Here is a 19,753-nt window from a genome sequence, read left to right on the forward strand (position 1 = left end):
CCGACCACCGACGCCGACGTGAGGTCGAGGTCGTCCTCGGATCACAGTTTGCGGGTGTCGCGCCGGGGAAACCCGTCCGGTACTCCCGGAGACCGCCTCGGGTTGTGACAGTTGGGGAAGGCACGAGTGTGGACGTCGTCGAACGGTCCCCTGACCACATCGACTTCGACTTGGAGGAGACCGTCCCGCCGATGCGCAGCGCGCGGAGATGGATCGCCGAGAATCTTCCCGACCTGGACCGGGCGCGGCTGCTGGACCTGCTGGTGATCGCCGATGCGTTGCTGACCAACGCCTTCGAGCACGCCAGCGCGCCGCGACGGCTGCGGCTCCGTCTCCCCCAGGAGGAGGGGGTGGTCCGGGTCGAGGTGGACGACGCCAGCCCGGAACTGCTGCCCGTGCTGGGCAAGCCGGGCGCAACTGGTCTGCACCACCGGGGTCTGCTGCTGGTGAACAGGCTGTCGTGCGGGTGGGGCGTGGCTCCCCATGCCCGCCACAAGACCGTGTGGGGCGAGGTCGCGGCCTGACGTTCACGGCCTGACTTCCACGGTCTTGAGTTTGTGCGGCCTGGCTTTGCGGTGTGACCTTGCGGTCCGGTCTCGTAGCGGGCGTCCGGTAGCCGACGAGCGACCGTTCGGCGACAGTCCGTGATGGGCTCTGCTTGAAGTGGAAACGCGTTCGGGCCTGGCGATTCCCGCAGGTAATGTTGTTGGCAGTCAGGGCACCGTCGCCCATTTCCGCACCTGTTTCGTCCTGGGGGTCTTGCGTTGACTGCCGCACGTGTGTCCGAGTCCGACGTCGAGACGTCGCCGCCCGGACTCAGTCCCAGCGACCGCGCCGTGATCGGCGTGCTGCTCGTGGCGACGTTCGTGGTCATCCTCAACGAGACCATCATGGGCGTCGCGCTCCCGGTGCTGCTGGTCGACCTCCAGGTCACGGCGGCCGTCGGCCAGTGGCTCACCGCCGGCTTCCTGCTGACGATGTCGGTGGTCATCCCGATCACCGGTTACCTGATCCAGCGGGTGCCGACGCGGGTGCTGTACGGCCTGGCGATGAGCTTGTTCAGCGCCGGCACGCTGCTCGCGGCGGTGGCGCCGGGCTTCGAGGTGCTGCTCGCGGCCCGCGTCGTGCAGGCGACCGGCACCGCGATCATGCTCCCGCTGCTGATGACGACCGTGATGACGCTCGTGCCGGCGGCCCGCCGGGGTGCCGTGATGGGCAACATCTCCATCGTCATCTCCGTGGCGCCGGCCATCGGCCCGACGGTGTCCGGTGTGGTGCTGAGCCAGTTCGGCTGGCGGGCGATGTTCTGGGTGGTGCTGCCGATCTCGGTGGCGACGCTGGTGCTGGGGCTGCGCTGGGTGACGCGCATCGGCGAGTCGAGCAGCGCGCCGATCGACGTGCTGTCGGTGGTGCTGTCGTTGTTCGGGTTCGGCGGGCTGGTCTACGGCCTGTCGAACATCGGGCACTCCGGCGGCGGTTCCGGGATGTGGGTGGCGCTCGCGGTGGGCGTGCTGGGCATCACGGCGTTCGTGCTGCGGCAGGTGTCGCTCCAGCGTCACGAGCGCGCGCTGCTCGACCTGCGGACGTTCGCCTTCCGCACGTTCACGTTGGCCAGCTCGCTGATGATGGTCCTGATGGCGCTGCTGCTGGGCGCGGTCACGATTCTGCCGCTCTACACCCAGAACGTCCTCGGGCTGGACCCGCTCGACACGGGTCTCCTGCTGCTGCCCGGCGGTCTGGTGATGGGCCTGCTGTCGCCGGTCGTCGGCCGGCTCTACGACCGGGTGGGTCCGCGCGTCCTGCTCGTCGTCGGCACGGTCGCCACCAGCGCGTCCCTGTGGTTCGCGACGACGTTCGACGCCTCGACGCCCACCGCGCAGGTGCTGGTGTTCCACCTGGTGCTGAGCGTGGGCCTGGCGTTCTCGTTCACGCCGCTGTTCTCGGCCGGTCTCGGTGCGTTGCCGGCGAGGCTGTACGCGCACGGCAGTGCCATCTTCAGCACGACCCAGCAGTTGGCCGCCGCTGCCGGGGTCGCGTTGCTGGTCAGCGTGATGAGCGCGCGTGCCGCCGGGCTGGCCGCGTCCGGCGAGTCCGCGATCGGCGCCGAGGTGGGCGGGCTGCGGATGGCGTTCCTGATGGCGGCGATCCTGTCCGTGGTGGCGGTGGTCGGCGCGTTCATGGTGCGGGGCGGGAAGGCCGAATCTTCGGGTGTCTGATCGGTTTTGATCGGATGTGACCGTGGTTGGGGTCTTGACTGGGCAAATGGCGATCACAGATGATCGGTCCATCGTCCCGTTGTGCCGGCCGCAAAGGACTCCGCGTGACCCGACCTGAAGCGTTGTTGGAGACGGAGTCGATCACCGGCTGGAGCCGGGACCGGTGGGCCGAGCTGGCCGACCGGATGCTGCTCGCCGTCCGCCCGTACGCCTCACCGGGCCACGCCCGGATCACGCCACCGGGGCCGCCCGGCGGGTACGGCACCGCCGTCGACGGGCTGGAGGGATTCGCCCGCACGTTCCTGGTCGCCGGTTTCCGGTTGGCCGGCGAGAACGGCCGCGACCCGCTGGGCTTGGCCGACTGGTACGCCAAGGGCTTGGACGCGGGCACGGACCCGGCGTCCCCGGAACGCTGGCCGCGTCCCGAGGAGCACGCGCAGGCGAAGGTCGAGGCGGCGTCGATCGCGCTGATCCTGGACATGACGCGGCCCTGGCTGTGGGACCGGCTGACGGACTCCGTGCGCGACCGGGTGGTCGACTACCTGTCCGCCGTGGTCGGCGACGACACCTACCCGCGGTGCAACTGGGTGTGGTTCCGGATCGTGGTGGAGACGTTCCTGCGGTCGGCCGGCGGACCGTGGCGGGCCGAGGACATCGCGTCCGACTTGGCGGCGCACGACTCCTTCTACCGGGGCGACGGGTGGTTCGCCGACGGTGAGGAGCGGTCGTTCGACCACTACGGAGGTTGGGCGCTGCACCTGTACCCCGTGCTGTGGGCGCGGATGCGGGGCGCTTCCGACCTCGCCGCGGACCGGACGTCGCTCGACGCGGCCAGGCTCGACCGCTTCCTGGTGGACTACGTGCGCCTGATCGGTGGCGACGGCGCTCCGTTGGTGCAAGGCCGGAGCCTGATCTACCGGTTCGCCGCGGCGGCGCCGTTGTGGGCGGGTGCGATGGCGGGTGTCCCGTCGACGTCTCCAGGTCTGTTGCGCCGCGCGGCTTCCGGGATGGTGGCCCACTTCGCCGACCGGGGCGCGCCCGACGAACGCGGCTTGTTGACCATGGGCTGGTACGACGAGTGGCGCGCGCTGGCGCAGGCCTACTCGGGACCGGCGTCCCCGTACTGGGCCGCGAAAGGCCTGCTGGGCCTGGCGCTGCCGGCCGACCACCCCGTGTGGACGGCCACAGAGGAGCCGTTGCCGGTGGAGCGCGGGGACGCGACGTGGGTCACGTCCCCGGCCGGCTGGCTGATCTCGTCCACCCGCGCCGACGGCCTGGTCCGCGTCGTGAACCACGGCACCGACCACGCGGTGGTCGGAGCGCAGGTCGGTGATTCGCCGCTGTACACCCGCTTCGCCTACTCGACCGCCACCGCGCCGCTGCTGTCGGAACGGGCGTGGACGTCGCCGTTGGACCAGTCGGTGGTCCTGCTGGACGCGGCGGGCAACGCCACGCACCGTGCCGGTATGCGGACGCTGTCCGCGGAGCAGGTGGGGGACGCCGTGGTCGGAGCCTCGACGGCCCGGGTCCACTGGCTGGACCCGGAACCGGGCCGGCGCGACCACGGCTCCGGACGTCAGGGCGTGGCGCGGGACGTCGCCGAGGTCACCACCGTGTCGGTGCTGCGGGGGTCGTGGGAAGTGCGGTGCGTCCGGGTGAACGCCCTACCCGATGCGCCCGACGCCTTGCGCGCGGCGACGGCGCTGCGGATCGGCGGCTGGCCCCTCGCCGGCGACCCCACGGTGACGACGGGTCCCGGCCGCGCCGAGGCCCGGTCCGGCGCCCTGCGCTCAGTCGTGATCCCCGGTCTCGGCCTGCACCGGACCGGCGTCCACACCGAGCCCGACGCGAGCCCACTCGGCCCGAACACCGCCACCCCGTGGACGTCGGGCGACGTGACGCCCGGCAAGTGGACGGCCGTGGTGATCGGACTCGACGCGAGCGGTCGGCCCGACAGCCCGCCGACCGTCCTGGTGGACCAGGAAACCGGCCACGTCACCGTCCGCTGGCCCGACCACACCTCGACCCGGGCCGACCTGCCGACCGGATGAGCGTCCCGCGCCGGCCTGCGGGGCGTGGCCCGTGTGCCGACATCGTCTTCGACTGGGGGCAGCAGGCGACCCTGGGCCGGGGTCTTGGACGGCCACCGGGCGGCGCCGTACGACCAGCAGGAGTTGCGCCGCCTGGAAGAGCGGGGGATCGGCGACACCGAGGACGGCCCCGCGGTGCTCGTGGAGGCCGGTCCCGGCCGCCGAGCTCGCCCGTCTGGTGGACCTCGGCCCGGTGGCCGTGGCGGAGCACGACGGTTGGGTGCGGATGGCCGATCCCGTGGGCAACGAGTTCTGCGTCCTGCGCTGACCGCCGGACGTGACCGCAGCAAGTTGCCGGTGCCCGGCAAGTAACGTCCCGCCGGACCGGCCGGGTGGGCACGTTGTCGCGTCGCCCCCGGCGGGAGAGCATGGGAGCAGGCTCGGAGCGTGGCGTCGAATGTCGACGTGCCACGGAGGGAGCGTGCGGTGGACGGCTGGCTGGTGTGGTTGCTGCTCGGGTTGTTCCTGGGTGCGGCCGAACTGCTCGTGTTGACGGCCGCGCTGGGCATTCTCGGCGGAGCCGCGTTGGTCACCGCCGGGGTCGCCGCCATCGGGTTCCCCGCTCCGGCCCAGTTCGCGGTGTTCACGCTGGCGTCGGTGCTCGGTCTCGTCCTGGTCCGCCCGCTGGCCCGTGAACACCTGCGCAAGCCGCAGACCGTGCGGTTCGGCGTGGACGCCCTGGTGGGTGAGTCCGGTTACGTGGTGAGCGAGGTGACTCGGCACGGCGGCCGGGTGCGCATCGCGGGGGAGGAGTGGACGGCCCGGCCGTTCGACGACAGCCTCGTGATCCCCGAGGGCGCCACCGTCGATGTCATGCGGATCAGCGGCAGCACCGCGTTCGTCTACCCCGGGAGTGACTCGTGGAACCCTTGATCGCCGGCCTGCTGATCGCGCTGTTCGTGATCGCCATCGTGCTGATGGCGGTGCGGATCGTGCCGCAGGCCCGGGCGCGCAACGTGGAACGGCTCGGCCGGTTCCAGCGCACCCTCCAACCGGGTCTGAACGTCGTCATCCCGTTCATCGACCGCGTGCACCCCGCGATCGACCTGCGCGAACAGGTCGTCTCCTTCCAGCCGCAGCCGGTCATCACCGAGGACAACCTCGTGGTGGAGATCGACACGGTGCTGTACTTCCAGGTCACCGACCCGCGCGCGGCGTTCTACGAGATCGCCAGCTACCTCCAGGCGGTCGAGCAGCTGACCGTCACCACGCTGCGCAACGTGGTCGGCTCCATGGACCTCGAACGCACCCTCACCTCCCGCGACACGATCAACAGCCAGTTGCGGGGCGTGCTGGACGACGCCACCGGCCGCTGGGGCCTGCGCGTCAACCGGGTCGAGATCAAGGCCATCGACCCGCCGCGGACCATCAAGGACGCGATGGAGAAGCAGATGCGCGCCGAGCGGGACAAGCGCGCGGCGATCCTCAACGCCGAGGGCCAGCGGCAGTCGCAGATCCTCACCGCCGAGGGCGACAAGCAGGCGGCGGTGCTGCGGGCGGAGGGCCAGCGGGCGGCGGAGATCCTGAAGGCGGAGGGCCAGTCGCGGGCCATCGACCAGGTGTTCCAAGCGATCCACCGCAACGACCCGGACCCGAAGCTGCTGGCCTACCAGTACCTCCAGACGTTGCCGCAGCTGGCGCAGGGCCCCGGCAACACGTTCTGGGTGATCCCGAGCGAGGTCACGTCCGCGCTGCAGGGCGTGTCGCGCGCCTTCACCGAGGCGTTGCCGAAGGTCGAGCCGAGCGCGGACACCACCGCCGCCGACGAGGCCGCGGCGAAGGCGTCCGACGACGCGGCCCGTGCCGCGGCAGCCGCCGCCGAGGCGGTCGCCGACGCCGAGACCGAGGGCGGGCTCGACGGCCGGACCAGCACCACGCACGCCTGACCATCCCCCGATGATCGGGGCGGTTCCCAGTCGGGGGACCGAGCCAACGCACCGGAGCACAGCCGACCATGGCGTGCTCCGGTGCGCTCTTTTCAGCTGTGCCACCGAACTGTGCCACCGAGGGTCGCCACCGAGCGGACTACTCGGTCTTGGACTCCTGCGACTCGGGTTGGCCGGTGGGCAGGTTGTCCGGCGGCTCCACGCTCAGCGCCTTGGCCACCGGGACGTCGGTGGAGGAGTGCAGCACGATCGACAGCGCGATCGTGATCGCCACCAGGTCGAACACGTGCTCACCGGACGGTATGCCCGCCTGGTAGGCCAGGAGCACGTAGACGACCGAGGCGAACCCCTTGGGGCCGAACCACGCCGCGACCCACCGTTCCCGGGACGGGAGGCTGGTGCGCAGCAGGGACAGCAGCATCGCGGCCGGGCGCACCAGCAGGATCGCGATCACCGCGACCGCCCAGTCGCCCCACGTCAGGTGGGAGATCCGGTCCGGCGTGATGAGCGCGCCGAACACCAGCAGCGCGGCGAACTTGGTGGTCTCGGAGAGCAGGTCGCCGAAGTGCTCGAAGTTCTCCGCGCTGACCCGGTCCAGGGTGGCCAGCGCCGACCCGGCGGCGAACGCGGCCAGGTAGGGGTTGGCGTGCGTCAGGTGGCAGGCCGCGTAGACGATCACGCCGATCGCCAGCGGACCCAGCGCCTGGAGCCGGGGTTCCGCGGTGAGGATGCGCAACCTCCAGGCCACCGTCACCGCGGCGGCGATCGCAACGCCGAACACCAGGCCGAGGACCAGTTCCAGCCCGATCGTGGCGAAGTCCGTCTCCTCGCCGGTCAGGGTGGCCAGGAAGATCAGCACGAACGGCAGCGCCAGACCGTCGTTCAGCCCGGACTCGACGTTGAGCAGGCGACGCAGGCGCAGCGGCACGTCGGTCCGCCCGACGATCGCCGACGCGAACACCGGGTCGGTGGGGGAGAGGATCGCGCCGATCAGGAACGACGTGGTCCAGTCGAGACCGGCCAGGTAGTGCGCGGGCAGCGCGATCCCGACCATGGTCAGCGGCATCGCCAGGCCGAGCGCCCGACCCGAGAGCCGCCACCCCTCCCGCAACGCGCGCACGTTGGCGCGCTGACCGTCGGTGAACAGCACGGTGAACAGCGCCAGGTCGGCCAGCCCGGTGACGAACGCGCCGTCGGACGGGATGTCCACCAGGCCGAAGCCGCCCTGCCCGACCAGTGCTCCGGCGACCAGGAACAGCAATGCCGTGGACAGCACCGTGCGCGCGGCGACGCCGGAGAGGGACACGCTGAGGAGCAACACCAGCCCGAAGGCCAACACGAGAGCCATCTACCCGATCCTGTCATCGGCGATACGGCCCTCCGCATCGCACAAAGGGCGTGCCGACCAGACGTCCCGGCGGTCCGGGCGGAAAGGTTGCCGCATCAGCGCCGTTTCCGCAAACCAGCGCCGAGGCGAAGACGACGGGGTTACCAGGAGATGTCGCCGGACTCCACCCGCGCCACGAACGCGTCCGCGTCCGGCGCCGACGACCGGGCGGTGGACCACCCGGCGCCCGTGACGTCCACCAGTGCCACGGGCGCGGGATCTTCGCGCAGGTCGAACGCGAGGCGTTCGCGGGAGCCGTCGTCGCCGACGATCGCGATGCCGGGGCGCGCGGCGGTCGCCGCGGTCGCCTCCACCGTTTCCAGCGGCGTGTAGAGGGTGACGAAGGTGTCGCCCAGCCACCCGCTGCGGAACCACGACTCACCCTGGAGGTAGCGCCGCCACGCCGCCGGCAGCGGTCGGCCCAGGTCGGCCTCCGCCCGGTCGAACTCCGCGTCCGCGACCGGACCCCGGTACTCGGCCTCGCGGACGATCGTGCCGACGATGTTCGCGTTGAACTCGTCGAGGTCCTCGGCGGGCACCCAGTGCTCCAGCACCTCGCGCCCGCCGGCCTGCTGCACGGGGTACCGGGCGAGGAAGTCGCGCCGCACGCTGAACCGGGTGACGAACCCGACGCCCTCGGCGGGCACGTTCCACTCGCGTGCGATCTTGGTGGCGTACCAGCGGTTCGCCACCGGGTAGAAGATCGGCTGGTCGGGCAGCCTCGGCGGCCACGCGCGCCACTGCGACGCCGCCACCAGGTCCAGTTCCGCCCGTCCGGTCGGTCGCCAGAGGTCCACCAGGTCCATGGCGGAGAGGGTAGGCGCGCGGCGCGGATCGGTCAGCGGATTTCCGCTCAGCCCACCTCGACGCCGACCGGCATCCCGGTCACGGTCCGGCCGGTGGCGGACGCTATCGCCGCGGCAGCCGGTGGGTAGGCCAGTTCGCCCAGCCCGCCGATCGGCGCGTCCGACGGCACGATGACCACGTCGATGTCCGGCGCCTGGTCGATGCGCGCCCACGCGTAGTCGCGGAACGACGACTGCACGACCCGACCGTCCCGCACGGTGATCTGCGCGCCGGACACGGTCGACACCGCGTCCAGCACCGCGCCCTCGACCTGCGCCCGCACCCCGGACAGGTGCAGCGCCGGACCCACGTCCACGGCGGCCGTGACCCTGCGGACCGCGCCCTCGGAGCTGTCCGCGATCACCGCGACCACGGACCCGTAGTCGTCGTGGCACGCCACCCCGCGGGTGAAACCCGGCCGCACGGCGCCGGCCCGCGCCGCCGCCGCGTCCAGCACCCGGCGCAGCCGTGAGTCGGCGGGCAGCAGCCGACGCCGCAGGTCCACCTGGTCGAGCCCGGCGCGGTGGCCCAAGGCGCTGAGGAAGTTCTCCTCGGCGTACTGGAACTGCCCGGCGTAGACCGCGCGCCAGAAGCCGGTGCGCAACGGCGAGGGCCGCAGCGCCACGTCCACCGGACCCGGCACCGCGTACGGGAAGTGGTCACCGTTGGACTTGACGGACTCGGGGTCGGTGAAGAACGGCAGGACGGTCAGCGGCCAGGTCGCGACCCCGTGCGCCCGCCACGTCGGCACGCCGGACCCGTCGACCACGGCGGACAACCGGTGCACGGACATCGGCCGGTACGAGTCGTGCCGGATGTCGTCGTCCCGGGTCCACAGCACGCTGACCGGCGCACCCGCCGCCCGCGAACACGCGATCGCCTCCAACACCGGGTCGGATTCGATCCGGCGGCCGAACGCGCCGCCCGCCAACGTCGGCTCGACCCGGACGTTCGCCGGGTCCAACGCGAACTGCTCGGCCAGCATCGTCCGCAGACTGCCCGGGTCCTGCGTCGGCGTCCACACGGTGAGACCGGTCGCCGTCAGGTGCGCGGTGGAGTTCATCGGTTCCATCGGCGCGTGCGCCAGCAACGGCAGCCGGTAGACGGCCTCGAACGCCACCGGACCGGGCGCCGCCGGCACGGCGGGCAGCGCGGATTCCAACTCGGCCAGCCACACCCGGCTGTCCGCATCCGGTGTGCCGCCGCGCCACGTCACGCGCAGCGCGTCACGCCCGCGCAGCGCCTCCGGCATCGACCGCGCGATCACCGCGACGCCGCCCTGGCCGGACGTCGCCGGGTCCAGCGCCGTCACCGCGACCACGCCGGGCACGGCGCGCGCCGCCCTGTCGTCCACCGCGTCGACCACCGCGCCGATCCACTGTGGACGGAGGGCCACGGCGACCAGCGCGCCGGCCGGACGGGTGTCGATGCCGTACCGGGCCTTGCCGGTCACGATCGCCTTCGCACCCACCTGTCCGGCGCGCGTGCGGCCCAGCAGCCGCCACTGGTCCTGCGGGGTCAACGTGACCGGCACGGTCGCCGGGTCCAACGCCGCCGCGTCCCTCACCAGGCTCCCGTACCGCGCCGCCCGACGTCCGTGGCGGACCACGCCGTCCCGCGCCGTGCAGTCCCCGGCCGGCACGCCCCACCGCCGGGCCGCCGCCTCGACCAGCAGGCACCGCGCGGTCGCGGCGGCCGTGCGGATCGGTTCGGTGAGCTGCCGGGCGGAGAACGAGTTGCCGACGCCCTGCCACCCGAACCGCTCCTCGTCACCGAGGGCCTGCTCCAACCGGACGTCGTCCAGCCCGACCGCCAGCTCTTCGGCGACCAGCAGGGCCACCATCGTCCGCATGCCCTGGCCGAAGTCCGGTTTCGGCACGGTCGCCGTGATCCGGCCGCGGTCGTCCAGCCGCACGAACACGTTGGGGGCGAACCTTCCGGCCGCTTCGGCCGAAGCCGGCAGTGCGATCGGCACGGACACGACCAACACGCCGCCGAGGAACGTCCGCCGCTTCACCGTTCATCCCGCTTCAGCTGGGCAGCGCGCTTCACGGCCGCGCGCACCCGCGTGTACGTCCCACACCGGCACACGTTGTCCCGCAGTGCCGCGTCGATCGCCGCGTCGTCCGGATCCGGGTCGACCGCGAGCAGCGCGACCGTCGACATGATCTGGCCCGGCTGGCAGTAGCCGCACTGCGCGACGTCCAGCTCCAGCCAAGCCCGCTGAACCGGGTGGTCACCGTCCTCGGACAGGCCCTCGATGGTGGTGACGCGCCGACCCTGCGCCTCGGCCACCGTGGTCACGCAGGGCCGCGCCGCCTGACCGTCCACAAGGGACGTACAAGCGCCGCAAGCGCCCACCCCGCAGCCGTACTTCGGCCCGAGCAGCCCCAACTGTTCCCGCAACGCCCAGAGCAACGGCGTCCCAGCGGGCAGGTCCACCTCGCGCCGCTCGCCGTTGACGTGCAATCGGTATCGCCCCACCAAGGCCTCCTCCGCCTGCCCCCATCGTGGTGGGCGGGCGACCGGCAGGCAATCATTCATTCAGACGTTGATCGAACTCGCCGGTACGGCCGTCAGGCGGTTGTGCCCCTGCTCCGGCCGGCCACCCCGGCGTCCCGCGGGACGTACCGCACGACTCGCGCACGGTCAGGCTCGGCCACAGGGTGACCCGGTGCACCGGCCGGTCCAGCGGATCGGCGACCCGGGCCAGGGCCAACTGCGCGGCCAGCGCGCCGAGCCGGTGCTTCCGCGGCCGGACGGCGGTCAACGGTGGGTCCGACGCGGCGGCCACCTCGTCGTCGTACGACACCACCGCCAAGTCGCCCGGCACGTCCAACCCCTGGTCGCGGGCGCGTTCCAGCAGGCCGATCGCCTCGCGGTCGGCGTGCACCAGCAATGCCCGCACCTCGGCGCGCACGCACCGCTCCAGCACGTCGTCGCACGCTTCCGCCCACCCCGGCGACCCGTACGGCGGCACGTCCAGCGCCGGCACCCCGCCCGACGACAGGTCCAGCGACGACAACGCGGCCGACCACCCGGCCCGGATCGCCGCCCGGTGCGGGCTCAGGCGCGACAGCACGAGTCCCACGGCGCGGTGCCCCATCGTCGCCAGGTGCCGCACGGCCAGCCCCGCGCCCAGCGCGTGGTCGGTGACGGCGGCGTCCAGTCCGATCACCGGCAACTCCGCCGGCGGCATCCGCTCGATCAGCACCACCGGCGCGCTCAACCCGCTCAGCCAGCGCAACAGGTCGATCCCGGCGGCCCCGGTGGTGCTCGGCGCGACCAGCAGCGCCTGCACACCGCGTTCGAGCAGCTTCACCACCTGCCGCCGGTCCTCGGCCGCGTCGTAGCAGGACGTGCGCAACGCCAACCGCCCGCCGGCGGCCGTGACGGCGGCCTGCGCGCCCTGGATCACGGCCGGCCAGTAGTACTCCTCGGACGGCGCGACCATGCCCACGAGCGTGTGCGCAGATCGGGGTGACGGCGGCGGATCGCCGTGGTGCGGCATGGTGATGCCGCCGTGCACCCGGGACACCAGGCCGCGATCGGCCAGTGCGGTCACGTCCCGGCGGACCGTCACCGCCGTCACGCCCAGTTGGTCCGCCAGATCCGCCAAGCGGACCACCCCGTGGGCCCTCACCGCCGCGAGGATCAGCTCACGTCGTCGCGCCGCCAGTCGCATCTTCGGTTCCGATCGACTTCGATCGATTCTGTTCGTTTCGTTGACCCGGGACTATGCCACGGACTGGGGTGGTCCTCATCACTCCAGTGGAGGGACGGGCGATGAGGCCGCAGTCGGACGACGAGAACTCCGTGCACCCACCGAGGAAGGTCACCCGCAGAGCGCTGTTCACGACGGCGGTGGTGATGCTGGCCGCGTCACTGGTCCAGCCGGGCGTCGCGCACGCCGGGCCGGGCGTCACGCTGCTGTCCGACACCGTGCTCGACCAGTCGGCGCTGTACTTCGTGTCGTACGACGGGCTGGTCAACAACAACGCGTTCCAGGACGCGATGGTGACGTACAACGGCCACCAGTACGCGGCCTGGTACACGTCCAGTCGGAATGCCGTGGTGGCGCGGCGGGCGTTGGGCGGGACCTGGGAGAAGGCCGTGCTGCCGCACCAGCTCAGCGCCAACGACTCGCACAACGTGATCTCACTGGGGATCTCACCGCAGGACGGCACGCTGCACGTCGCGATGGACACGCACAACACGCGGCTGCACTACTCGAAGTCCGTCGCCGGGCTCGCGTCGCAACCGGGTTCGCACCGGTGGTCACCGTCGGTGTTCGGCTCCGTGCAGCGGACCCTGGGCGGCGTCGAGCTGGGCACCATGACGTACCCGCAGTTCGTCGTCACGCCCGAGGGCGCCTTGCAGTTCAGCTACCGGACCGGTGGGTCCGGCAACGGCGTGAACGAGTTGGCCGAGTACACCGGTGGCGCGTGGCGGCGGTTGGGCGCGTGGTCGTCGGCGACGGGCAACTACAGGGGGCCGAACGGGGTCGTGTCCACGACTCGCAACATGTACCTGCACGGCCTCACCTACGACCAGCGGGGACGGCTGCACGTCGCGTTCACGTGGCGTGAGGGCAACTCGGGTGTGCTGTGCAACTCCGGCGGTCTGACCAACCACGAGACCGGCTACGTGTACAGCGATGACCGGGGTCGGACCTGGCGCAACGCGGGCGGCAGCGTCGTGGGCAACACCGGTGGCACGCGGGTGTCGGTGAACTCGCCGGGCCTGGTGGCCGATCCGCTGGACCCGAACCACGGTCTGATGAACCAGGAGGGGCAGGCCGCCGACTCCACCGGCACACCGCACGTGGTGATCAGCTACGTGCCGGGCCGGTTCACGCAGTGCGTCTCGAACTACTCCCAGCAGCGCACCCAGTACGGCCGGACGTTCCACGTCGTGCGGAACTCGAACGGCACGTGGACCAAGCGCGAGGTGCCCGTGGCGCCCGGCAGCACCCAGCGCACCAAACTCGTCTTCGACCGCTCCGACAACGCCTACCTCGTGATGCCGCGCGGTCGGATCGTGTCGGCGAGCAAGGCCGGCGGGTGGACCGACTGGACCCTCGTCTTCGACCGGCCGTCGATGAACGCGTTCGGTGAGGTCAACGTCGACACGTCCCGGCTGGCGGCGGACGGCATCCTGTCGGTCCAGTACCAACAACGCTCCAGCGGCACCACGCCGTCACCGATCCGGGTAGCCGACTTCCGCCTCGGCTGACGGGCGTCCTGCTACCCCGTGGTGTGCCGGGCCGCCGCCCTGTTCTTGATCCTCCCGACCGGGTCCGACAACTCGTCCGCGACGAGGCGCTCCAGCAGCGGCACGGCCGCCGAGGGCTCGGGCAACCGGAGCATCTCCGCCCGCACCCGTTCGGCCGCCTGCCGGTAATCCCGATCGGCCAGCACCTCCGTCACCGCCGCCCGCACGTCCTGCGGCGTGGCGGTGACCGGGTCCAGTTCCTTCCCCACCCCGAGCCGCGCGCACTGCTCGGCGTTGTGCGGCTGGTCGGCGCCGATCGGCAGCAGCACCGTGGGCAGGCCGTGCGCCAGCGCGCCGATGACGCTGCCCGACCCGCCGTGCGAGATCACCAGGTCGCAGCGCGGCAGCACCTCGGACTGCGGCAGGTAGTGGGCGATGCGCACGCCCGGCCGCTGCTCGCCGAACTCCGCCGGGTCGATGTGCCGGCCGACGGTGGCGATCACGTCCACCGGCAGGTCGTCCAACCCGGCCAGCACGCGGGCGAACAGGTCGCCGGACTCGGTGTTGAACACCGTCCCCAGGGTGAAGTAGACCGTGGGCGTGTCCGACCTGGCCCGCGGACCGACCGGCGGGCGGATCGGGAAAGCGGTGTGCGGCAACGGGAACGCCGGATGGCGGAAGCTGGGCGGGAACGGCGAGAGCACCAGGTGGCGGTGCAGCATGACCAGGTTCGGGTCGGGCGCCAGACCGTGCTCGGCGCGCAACTCGGCCAGTGCTTCCCCGATCACCGCCGGCCGCACGAACGAACCGGACGCGATCACCTGCGCGTTCGCGAACGGCAGGCCGAGCTTCTCGGCGGCGAGCACGCTGCCGAAGTCGGTCTCCTCGCACACCACGACGTCCGGCCGCCACTCGCCGAACAGGTCGAGGTAGAGCGGCAGGCGGTGGGCGGCGCCGTGCCGGACGAAGCCCTCGCGCAGGTCGCGCTCCTCCCGCTCCCGGTCGGGTACCAGCAGCGGCCGGCGTTCCGGGACGTCGTCGCCTCCGTCGCCCACCGCGAACGCGGTGAACCCGGCTGCCTCGATCGCCTCCCGCTGCGCCGGACCGGCCGCGATCGCGACCGCGTGGCCGGCGGCGGCCACGGCCGAGGCGAGCGGGATCAGCGGCTGGAAGTGGCCCAGCCCGCCGGCGAACGTCAGCAGCACGCGCATCCCGTCACCCTATCGAGCCGTCCCGCGGGCTCACGCCAACAGCGCGGCCACGATGTCGACCACCTCGGTGATCACGGCCGGTTCGCGCAGGCTGCGCGACCACAGCGCGGACTCCGCCGCCCTGGCCTGCGTCCACCGGCGGACCCGTTCCCGGTCCACTTCCGCGGCCTCGGCGAACTCCGCGATCCGTCGCTCCACCGCCGTCCTCAGGTCCGGTTCGCCGGCGACGGCGAGCCAGTCGCCGCGCAGGAGGGGGAGTAGTTCGAACGCCGGATCGCCGACCAACCCGGTCGGATCGACGGCCCGCAGTTCCGCGTGGTCGCCCATGATGTTGCCGAAGTGCAGATCACCGTGCACCAGGACGGCCGGCCCCGCCGCCAGGTCGCGCGCGTTGGCCACGGCCGCGTCGACCACCCGCGCCGGCAGCGGTGAACCCAGCCGCGCGGCGTGGGCGGGCACGTCCTCCACCCACCGGAGCGCCTTGTCCGCCAGCGACGGCACACCGGGCGGTGCGGCGATCGCCAGTCGGCGGACGAGCCGGCCCACGGCGGTGAACGGCGCGGACGGGGGCTGGGCCAAGGGCCGCAACCGCTCCAGCACCATGGCGGACCGGCTGTCGTCGCGCTCCAGCAGGCGCACCGCGCCGTTGCCGTTCCACGCCGCCAGCGCCACCGGTTCCGCCGCGTTGGACGACCCCGGGAACCCGAGCTTCAGCACCGCCTCGGACCCGTCCGCGGGGACGACCGGGATCACCACGCCGACGAAACCGTGCACCGTCGGCCCGGACGCGGTGCAGGACCAGCGGTCCAGGAACTCGGCGGCCGACGCGGGCAGCGACTCGACCCACCGCCGGCCCGCCGCACCCTCACGACCGATCGTGGCCTCGGCGAAAGCCGCCGGAACGGCCCACCCGCCCGTGCTGTGCGCGCTCATGCCGTGCGTGTTGATGCCGTGCGTGCGATGCGGAACCCCACGTCGTCGATCTTGAACTTCGGGTGGCTGCGGCGGCGGACGGACGCGCGGCAGCTCCAGTGCTCGTCGAACCAGCCGCCGCCGCGCAGCACCCGGTAGATGCCCTTGACCTCGACGTCGTGCATGTCCCAGCACCACTCCCACACGTTGCCGAGCATGTCGTGCAGGCCCCACGCGTTGGGCTGCTTCCCGCCGACCTCGTGGACGCGCTCGTCGGAGTTGCCCCGGTACCAGCCGACGTCGTCCAGCGCTCCGTAGCGCGCGCTCGTCGTACCGGCACGGCACGCGTGCTCCCACTCGGCCTCGGTCGGCAGCCGGTAGCCGTCGGCGGACACGTCCCACTCGACGTCGTCGGCATCGACCCGGTAGGCGGGGGTCAGGCCATGGAGGAGCGACAGGGCGTTGCAGAACCGGACCGCGTCGAACCACGACACGCCCTCGACGGGCAACCGGTCGCCGTGCGCGGCGCCCGGCCGTTCCCCGGTGACCTCCGCGTAGCGCGCCTGCGTCACCGGGTGGGCGGCGATCTCGAACGCCTCGACGTCGACGGACCAGGTGCGCTGGGCGCCGCGGTGCGTGAGCGTGACCCGGCCAGGCGGGGCGGTGATCATCCCCGGCTCAGTAGCCGACGTAGCCGCTGCCCTGCCGGATGCCCACGAGGCCCGGGTGGTTGCCGAAGCCGCCGTAGCGGGCGTACGTGTAGCGGACACCGGCGATGATGTTGTCGACCGGGGCGTAGATGTCGCCGTAGCCGGGCAGCATGTAGGCCCGGAACGTCGGGTCGATGCACTGCATCAGGCCCTTGGACGGTGTGCCGCGGACGGCGTTGGAGTCCCAGGTGTTGACGGCGTTCGGGTTGCCGTTCGACTCCTTGATGATGATCGTGTAGATCTCGTCCATGCTGTCTTCTGTGATCGGGGTGCCGTTCGCGGCCAGGACGCCGATCGCCTCGCGGATCCAGCCCTCGATCTGACGCTGCTTCGGCGGCTTGCGCGCCTCCGCGGCCTCCCACGCCTCACGCGCGGCCTGCTCCTCGGCCGCCTTGCGCGCCGCGTACCCGTCCTGGGCGACGCCGCTGGCCTGGTTGAACGCCTGCATCGCGGCCAGCTGCTCCTGGCGGATGATCCGGGCGGTCTCCGACCCGAGGTCGACCGCGTGCACGGTCTCGACCTTGGCGACGGGCGCCGACTGGTCCGGCACACCACCGAGGTCCGCTCCGCCGGCCACGGGGCTGAACTGTCCCGTCATCGCGTGGGCCGCGGCTCCGGCGGCGCCCACGATGCCGACGGCCACCGCGACACCGGCGATGCGCCGCGGGAGGACCCGCTCGGACTCGGCCCGGTGCGCGCCCTTGTAGCCGGGCGGCGGCGGTGGGACGTGGAACGTGGTTTGGTCACGTTTGTTCTTGTGACGGACATGCCGAGCCAACGGTGCAGCCTCCTGCGGTCGGGGAACTCCGTCACCGGAACCCGGCGGGGGATCCAGGTGGCCACGGGGCCGTTTTCGGGGATGAGTGGCCCGTGTCCGTTCGGTGATGGAACCGTGATCTGCGGCCGAGAACGTAACCGTTCGTGTTTTAGAGAGGCAAGCAAACCGCGTTAATGGGTGACGCGGGTCACGTTAGATGGGTCCGGTGACTACTCTCTGTCTTCTGAATCGTCACCGTTATGTCGGGACGGTCACGAACGAGTGATGAGGTTGCTCAAGGTCGGGTGAACCTCCGTCACCCGTTCGGCGGCGGTGGCCGGGCGAAAGTACTTTCTCAGTGGAAAGCCGCTGCCTGGAGGGGACGAGGCGAACGTGGACGATCCCGAGGAAGGCCTGGCCGCCGTGCGCCGCCGGCGTGCGGCGATGGCGGACCGCATCAACCTGCCGTGGTGGTACCGGGTGGCGTTCGCCGTCGCCTGGACCGGCGTCCTGCTGGGTCCGCTGCTGGCGCGCGACCACGGCCGGTTCGGCCTGCCCCCGTTCCCGTACTGGCTGGTCGCCACGGCGCTGCTGCTGGCGCTGCTGCTGGAGTACCGGCGGCGGTCCGGGCTGGACGTGCTGGCCCACAGCAGGCCGTACCCGGCTCTGCGCGCGCTCCTCGTGCCCACCGCGGCGGTGATCGCCGGGAGCGTGGTGGTGGTGTGGGGGCTGACCCTGCTCGACCAGCCCTACGCGGCGATCGGCTGCGCGGTCCTCGCCGGCGGGCTGACCGCCCGGCAGGTGTGGCTGGTCAACCGGGCGATCCGGCGTGACGTGGTCGAGGGCAGATGAGCGCGTCCGACCTCGACCCGGTGATCCACCCGCTGCCGCGGCTGTCGCTGTGCGCGGCGCTCGCGGTCGGTCCTGAGTGGGCCGGTTTCCAGGTCGTCCGCGACACCACCGGCCTGAGCGACTCGGCGCTGTCCAAGCACTCCCGGACCCTGGAGGAGGCCGGCTACCTGGAGATCCGCAAGGGAGCGGTCGGCCGCCGCCCCCGGACCTGGCTGAGGCTGACCACCCTGGGCCGGGCCCGACTGCGCGCGCACGTCGACGCGCTCCAGCGCCTCGCCGCCGGAGTGCGGGACACGGCACCGGAGGTGTCGACCTGACGGGCCGTGCGCCCACACCGCGTCACCGGCCGTAAGTTGAGGTCATGAGCAGCGCGAAGGGCAGCGGGCAGCAGCCGCATGTCGTCTCCGGCAGGCAGTCGGAGCTGCTCGGGCTGCTCCGCGACGAGGGTGCGATGTCCCGGGTCGCGCTGGGCGAACGGCTGGGGCTGCCCCGCGCCAAGCTGGCCACCGAGCTGCCCAGGCTGGTGGACGTCGGGCTCGTGCAGATCGGCGGACCGGCGGCGAGCCGGGGCGGGCGGCGGTCCACGCTCCTCCACCTGTCCGACGACCTGCGCGTCCTCGGGATCGACGTGGGCGCCACCTCGGTCACCGTCGCGGTCACCGACGGCCGCTGCGAGGTGCTGGAGAGCCGCAGTGAGGACTGCGACGTCCGGGACGGCCCCGCGCAGGTCCTGAGCCGGGTCGCCGAGCTGGCCGACCTCGTCTACGCCAAGTCGCCGGGCCGGCTGATCGGCGCCGGTATCGGGCTGCCGGGTCCGGTGAGCTTCCGCGACGGCATGCCGGTCGCGCCGCCGATCATGCCCGGCTGGGACCGCTACCCCGTGCGCGACGAACTCGCCGGCCGGTGGGGCTGCCCGGTCACCGTGGACAACGACGTGAACGTCATGGCGCTCGGCGAGCGCCACGCGGGCGTCGCCCGGTCGCTCGAAGACCTGATCTTCGTCAAGGTCGGCACCGGCATCGGCTGCGGGATCGTCCTCGGTGGACGGGTCTACCGAGGTGTGGCCGGGACGGCCGGCGACATCGGGCACATCAGGCTGGACGACTACGGCCCGGCCTGCGCGTGCGGCGAGGTCGGGTGCCTGGAGGCCTACTTCGGCGGCGCGGCGCTGGCCCGTGACGCCACCGCGCTGGCCCGCAGCGGGCGTTCCGTCGCCCTCGCCACCGCCCTGCGCGACAAGGGCGTGCTCACCGCCGAGGACGTCGGCGCCGCCGCCGCGGCGGGCGACTTCGCCGCGGCGAACCTGGTCCGTGAAGGCGGCCGGCGACTGGGGCACGCGGTCGCGTCGCTGGTCAGCTTCCTCAACCCGGGCATGGTCGTCATCGGCGGCGGGGTGTCGAGGCTGGGCCACTCCCTGCTCGCCGAGGTCCGCAGCGCCGTCTACCGCCGGTCCCTGCCGCTGGCGACCGGCAACCTGCCCATCGTGCTGTCGGAGCTGGGCGACCTGGCCGGCGTGACCGGCGCGGCCTGGTCCGCGACCGACCGGGCCTTCTCCCCGGCGGGCTGACCGGACCCGGCTGGTCGGGTCGTAACGAACCGCTCACGGCATTTGCGAAAGCAACGGGCTTCCGGCTGAACCGAACCGACTTTTGCAACGGTGTGGCGAAAGTCG

General features: G+C 72.3%; 19 protein-coding genes. 10 read left to right on the plus strand and 9 right to left on the minus strand.

The genetic code is table 11. From position 1 onward, the window contains the following. The first annotated feature begins 128 nt into the window (after positions 1–128). The 6 genes from ACRAKI_RS13780 (at position 129) to ACRAKI_RS13805 (ending at position 6,192) form a co-directional block, all read left to right on the plus strand. Positions 129–524 carry an ATP-binding protein gene (locus tag ACRAKI_RS13780; protein ID WP_447007462.1) on the plus strand — a complete coding sequence of 132 codons (396 nt, stop codon included), beginning with the start codon at positions 129–131 and terminating at the stop codon, positions 522–524. A 240-nt stretch (positions 525–764) separates the two neighbouring features. Continuing rightward, positions 765–2,216 carry a DHA2 family efflux MFS transporter permease subunit gene (locus tag ACRAKI_RS13785; protein ID WP_447007463.1) on the plus strand — a complete coding sequence of 484 codons (1,452 nt, stop codon included), beginning with the start codon at positions 765–767 and terminating at the stop codon, positions 2,214–2,216. A gap of 104 nt (positions 2,217–2,320) precedes the next feature. Then, positions 2,321–4,267 carry a DUF2264 domain-containing protein gene (locus tag ACRAKI_RS13790; RefSeq protein ID WP_447007464.1) on the plus strand — a complete coding sequence of 649 codons (1,947 nt, stop codon included), beginning with the start codon at positions 2,321–2,323 and terminating at the stop codon, positions 4,265–4,267. Positions 4,268–4,298: 31 nt separating this feature from the next. After that, positions 4,299–4,574 carry a VOC family protein gene (locus ACRAKI_RS13795; protein ID WP_447007465.1) on the plus strand — a complete coding sequence of 92 codons (276 nt, stop codon included), beginning with the start codon at positions 4,299–4,301 and terminating at the stop codon, positions 4,572–4,574. A 137-nt stretch (positions 4,575–4,711) separates the two neighbouring features. Then, complete coding sequence (locus tag ACRAKI_RS13800; protein ID WP_447007466.1) at positions 4,712–5,179, plus strand: NfeD family protein; 468 nt, start codon at positions 4,712–4,714, stop codon at positions 5,177–5,179. Next, on the plus strand, positions 5,167–6,192 hold the full coding sequence (locus tag ACRAKI_RS13805; RefSeq protein ID WP_447007467.1) for an SPFH domain-containing protein: 1,026 nt from the start codon (positions 5,167–5,169) through the stop codon (positions 6,190–6,192). Before ACRAKI_RS13800 ends, ACRAKI_RS13805 begins: the two co-directional genes overlap by 13 nt. 139 nt (positions 6,193–6,331) lie before the next feature. On the opposite strand, the gene ACRAKI_RS13810 is transcribed toward ACRAKI_RS13805, so the two are convergent. The 5 genes from ACRAKI_RS13810 to ACRAKI_RS13830 all read right to left on the minus strand — a co-directional run bounded on the left by ACRAKI_RS13810 (position 6,332) and on the right by ACRAKI_RS13830 (position 12,110). After that, positions 6,332–7,540 (minus strand): cation:proton antiporter, encoded by a 1,209-nt coding sequence (locus tag ACRAKI_RS13810; RefSeq protein ID WP_447007468.1) that lies wholly within the window; start codon positions 7,538–7,540, stop codon positions 6,332–6,334. A 140-nt stretch (positions 7,541–7,680) separates the two neighbouring features. After that, positions 7,681–8,385, minus strand: a complete 705-nt coding sequence (locus ACRAKI_RS13815) for a hypothetical protein (RefSeq protein WP_447007469.1) — start codon at positions 8,383–8,385, stop codon at positions 7,681–7,683. A 47-nt stretch (positions 8,386–8,432) separates the two neighbouring features. Then, positions 8,433–10,442 carry a molybdopterin cofactor-binding domain-containing protein gene (locus ACRAKI_RS13820; RefSeq protein ID WP_447007470.1) on the minus strand — a complete coding sequence of 670 codons (2,010 nt, stop codon included), beginning with the start codon at positions 10,440–10,442 and terminating at the stop codon, positions 8,433–8,435. Beyond that, the gene (locus ACRAKI_RS13825) at positions 10,439–10,909 is read right to left on the minus strand and encodes a (2Fe-2S)-binding protein (RefSeq protein WP_447007471.1); all 471 of its coding nucleotides are present in this window, start codon (positions 10,907–10,909) and stop codon (positions 10,439–10,441) included. Before ACRAKI_RS13825 ends, ACRAKI_RS13820 begins: the two co-directional genes overlap by 4 nt. A 52-nt stretch (positions 10,910–10,961) precedes the next feature. Then, the gene (locus ACRAKI_RS13830) at positions 10,962–12,110 is read right to left on the minus strand and encodes a substrate-binding domain-containing protein (protein WP_447007472.1); all 1,149 of its coding nucleotides are present in this window, start codon (positions 12,108–12,110) and stop codon (positions 10,962–10,964) included. Between the two features lie 101 nt (positions 12,111–12,211). On the opposite strand from ACRAKI_RS13830, the gene ACRAKI_RS13835 reads away from it, so the two are divergent. Beyond that, positions 12,212–13,660 carry a BNR repeat-containing protein gene (locus tag ACRAKI_RS13835; RefSeq protein ID WP_447007473.1) on the plus strand — a complete coding sequence of 483 codons (1,449 nt, stop codon included), beginning with the start codon at positions 12,212–12,214 and terminating at the stop codon, positions 13,658–13,660. An 11-nt stretch (positions 13,661–13,671) separates the two neighbouring features. Here the strand turns inward: ACRAKI_RS13835 and ACRAKI_RS13840 are convergent, their stop codons facing one another. From ACRAKI_RS13840 to ACRAKI_RS13855, 4 genes are read right to left on the minus strand one after another with little or no spacing between them, the layout of a single operon-like run. Further along, positions 13,672–14,850 carry a glycosyltransferase gene (locus ACRAKI_RS13840; RefSeq protein ID WP_447007474.1) on the minus strand — a complete coding sequence of 393 codons (1,179 nt, stop codon included), beginning with the start codon at positions 14,848–14,850 and terminating at the stop codon, positions 13,672–13,674. A 30-nt stretch (positions 14,851–14,880) separates the two neighbouring features. Further along, the gene (locus tag ACRAKI_RS13845; RefSeq protein WP_447007475.1) at positions 14,881–15,783 is read right to left on the minus strand and encodes an aminoglycoside phosphotransferase family protein; all 903 of its coding nucleotides are present in this window, start codon (positions 15,781–15,783) and stop codon (positions 14,881–14,883) included. Next, a complete protein-coding gene (locus ACRAKI_RS13850; RefSeq protein ID WP_447007476.1) occupies positions 15,780–16,433 on the minus strand; it encodes a formylglycine-generating enzyme family protein in 654 nt (217 codons plus the stop codon). The genes ACRAKI_RS13845 and ACRAKI_RS13850 overlap by 4 nt, the downstream gene beginning before the upstream one ends. Before the next feature lie 7 nt (positions 16,434–16,440). Next, positions 16,441–17,250, minus strand: coding sequence for a transglycosylase SLT domain-containing protein (locus tag ACRAKI_RS13855; RefSeq protein ID WP_447007477.1), 810 nt, complete (start codon positions 17,248–17,250; stop codon positions 16,441–16,443). Between the two features lie 372 nt (positions 17,251–17,622). Here ACRAKI_RS13855 and ACRAKI_RS13860 point away from each other — a divergent pair, with 372 nt between their 5' ends. From ACRAKI_RS13860 to ACRAKI_RS13870, 3 genes are read left to right on the plus strand one after another with little or no spacing between them, the layout of a single operon-like run. Continuing rightward, complete coding sequence (locus tag ACRAKI_RS13860) at positions 17,623–18,081, plus strand: hypothetical protein (protein ID WP_447007478.1); 459 nt, start codon at positions 17,623–17,625, stop codon at positions 18,079–18,081. Beyond that, the gene (locus ACRAKI_RS13865; protein WP_447007479.1) at positions 18,078–18,398 is read left to right on the plus strand and encodes a winged helix-turn-helix domain-containing protein; all 321 of its coding nucleotides are present in this window, start codon (positions 18,078–18,080) and stop codon (positions 18,396–18,398) included. Before ACRAKI_RS13860 ends, ACRAKI_RS13865 begins: the two co-directional genes overlap by 4 nt. 44 nt (positions 18,399–18,442) lie before the next feature. Continuing rightward, on the plus strand, positions 18,443–19,648 hold the full coding sequence (locus tag ACRAKI_RS13870; protein ID WP_447007480.1) for an ROK family transcriptional regulator: 1,206 nt from the start codon (positions 18,443–18,445) through the stop codon (positions 19,646–19,648). Positions 19,649–19,753 lie beyond the last annotated feature (105 nt).

The sequence above is a fragment of the Saccharothrix isguenensis genome, assembly GCF_052936305.1.

Excerpts from the sequence above, each read along its gene's own strand:
- ACRAKI_RS13830 (WP_447007472.1), bottom strand. The coding sequence starts at position 12,110 with ATGCGACTGGCGGCGCGACGACGTGAGCTGATCCTCGCGGCGGTGAGG.
- ACRAKI_RS13835 (WP_447007473.1), top strand. The coding sequence starts at position 12,212 with ATGAGGCCGCAGTCGGACGACGAGAACTCCGTGCACCCACCGAGGAAG.
- ACRAKI_RS13850 (WP_447007476.1), bottom strand. The coding sequence starts at position 16,433 with ATGATCACCGCCCCGCCTGGCCGGGTCACGCTCACGCACCGCGGCGCC.
- ACRAKI_RS13815 (WP_447007469.1), bottom strand. The coding sequence starts at position 8,385 with ATGGACCTGGTGGACCTCTGGCGACCGACCGGACGGGCGGAACTGGAC.
- ACRAKI_RS13845 (WP_447007475.1), bottom strand. The coding sequence starts at position 15,783 with ATGAGCGCGCACAGCACGGGCGGGTGGGCCGTTCCGGCGGCTTTCGCC.
- ACRAKI_RS13840 (WP_447007474.1), bottom strand. The coding sequence starts at position 14,850 with ATGCGCGTGCTGCTGACGTTCGCCGGCGGGCTGGGCCACTTCCAGCCG.
- ACRAKI_RS13870 (WP_447007480.1), top strand. The coding sequence starts at position 18,443 with ATGAGCAGCGCGAAGGGCAGCGGGCAGCAGCCGCATGTCGTCTCCGGC.
- ACRAKI_RS13810 (WP_447007468.1), bottom strand. The coding sequence starts at position 7,540 with ATGGCTCTCGTGTTGGCCTTCGGGCTGGTGTTGCTCCTCAGCGTGTCC.
- ACRAKI_RS13865 (WP_447007479.1), top strand. The coding sequence starts at position 18,078 with ATGAGCGCGTCCGACCTCGACCCGGTGATCCACCCGCTGCCGCGGCTG.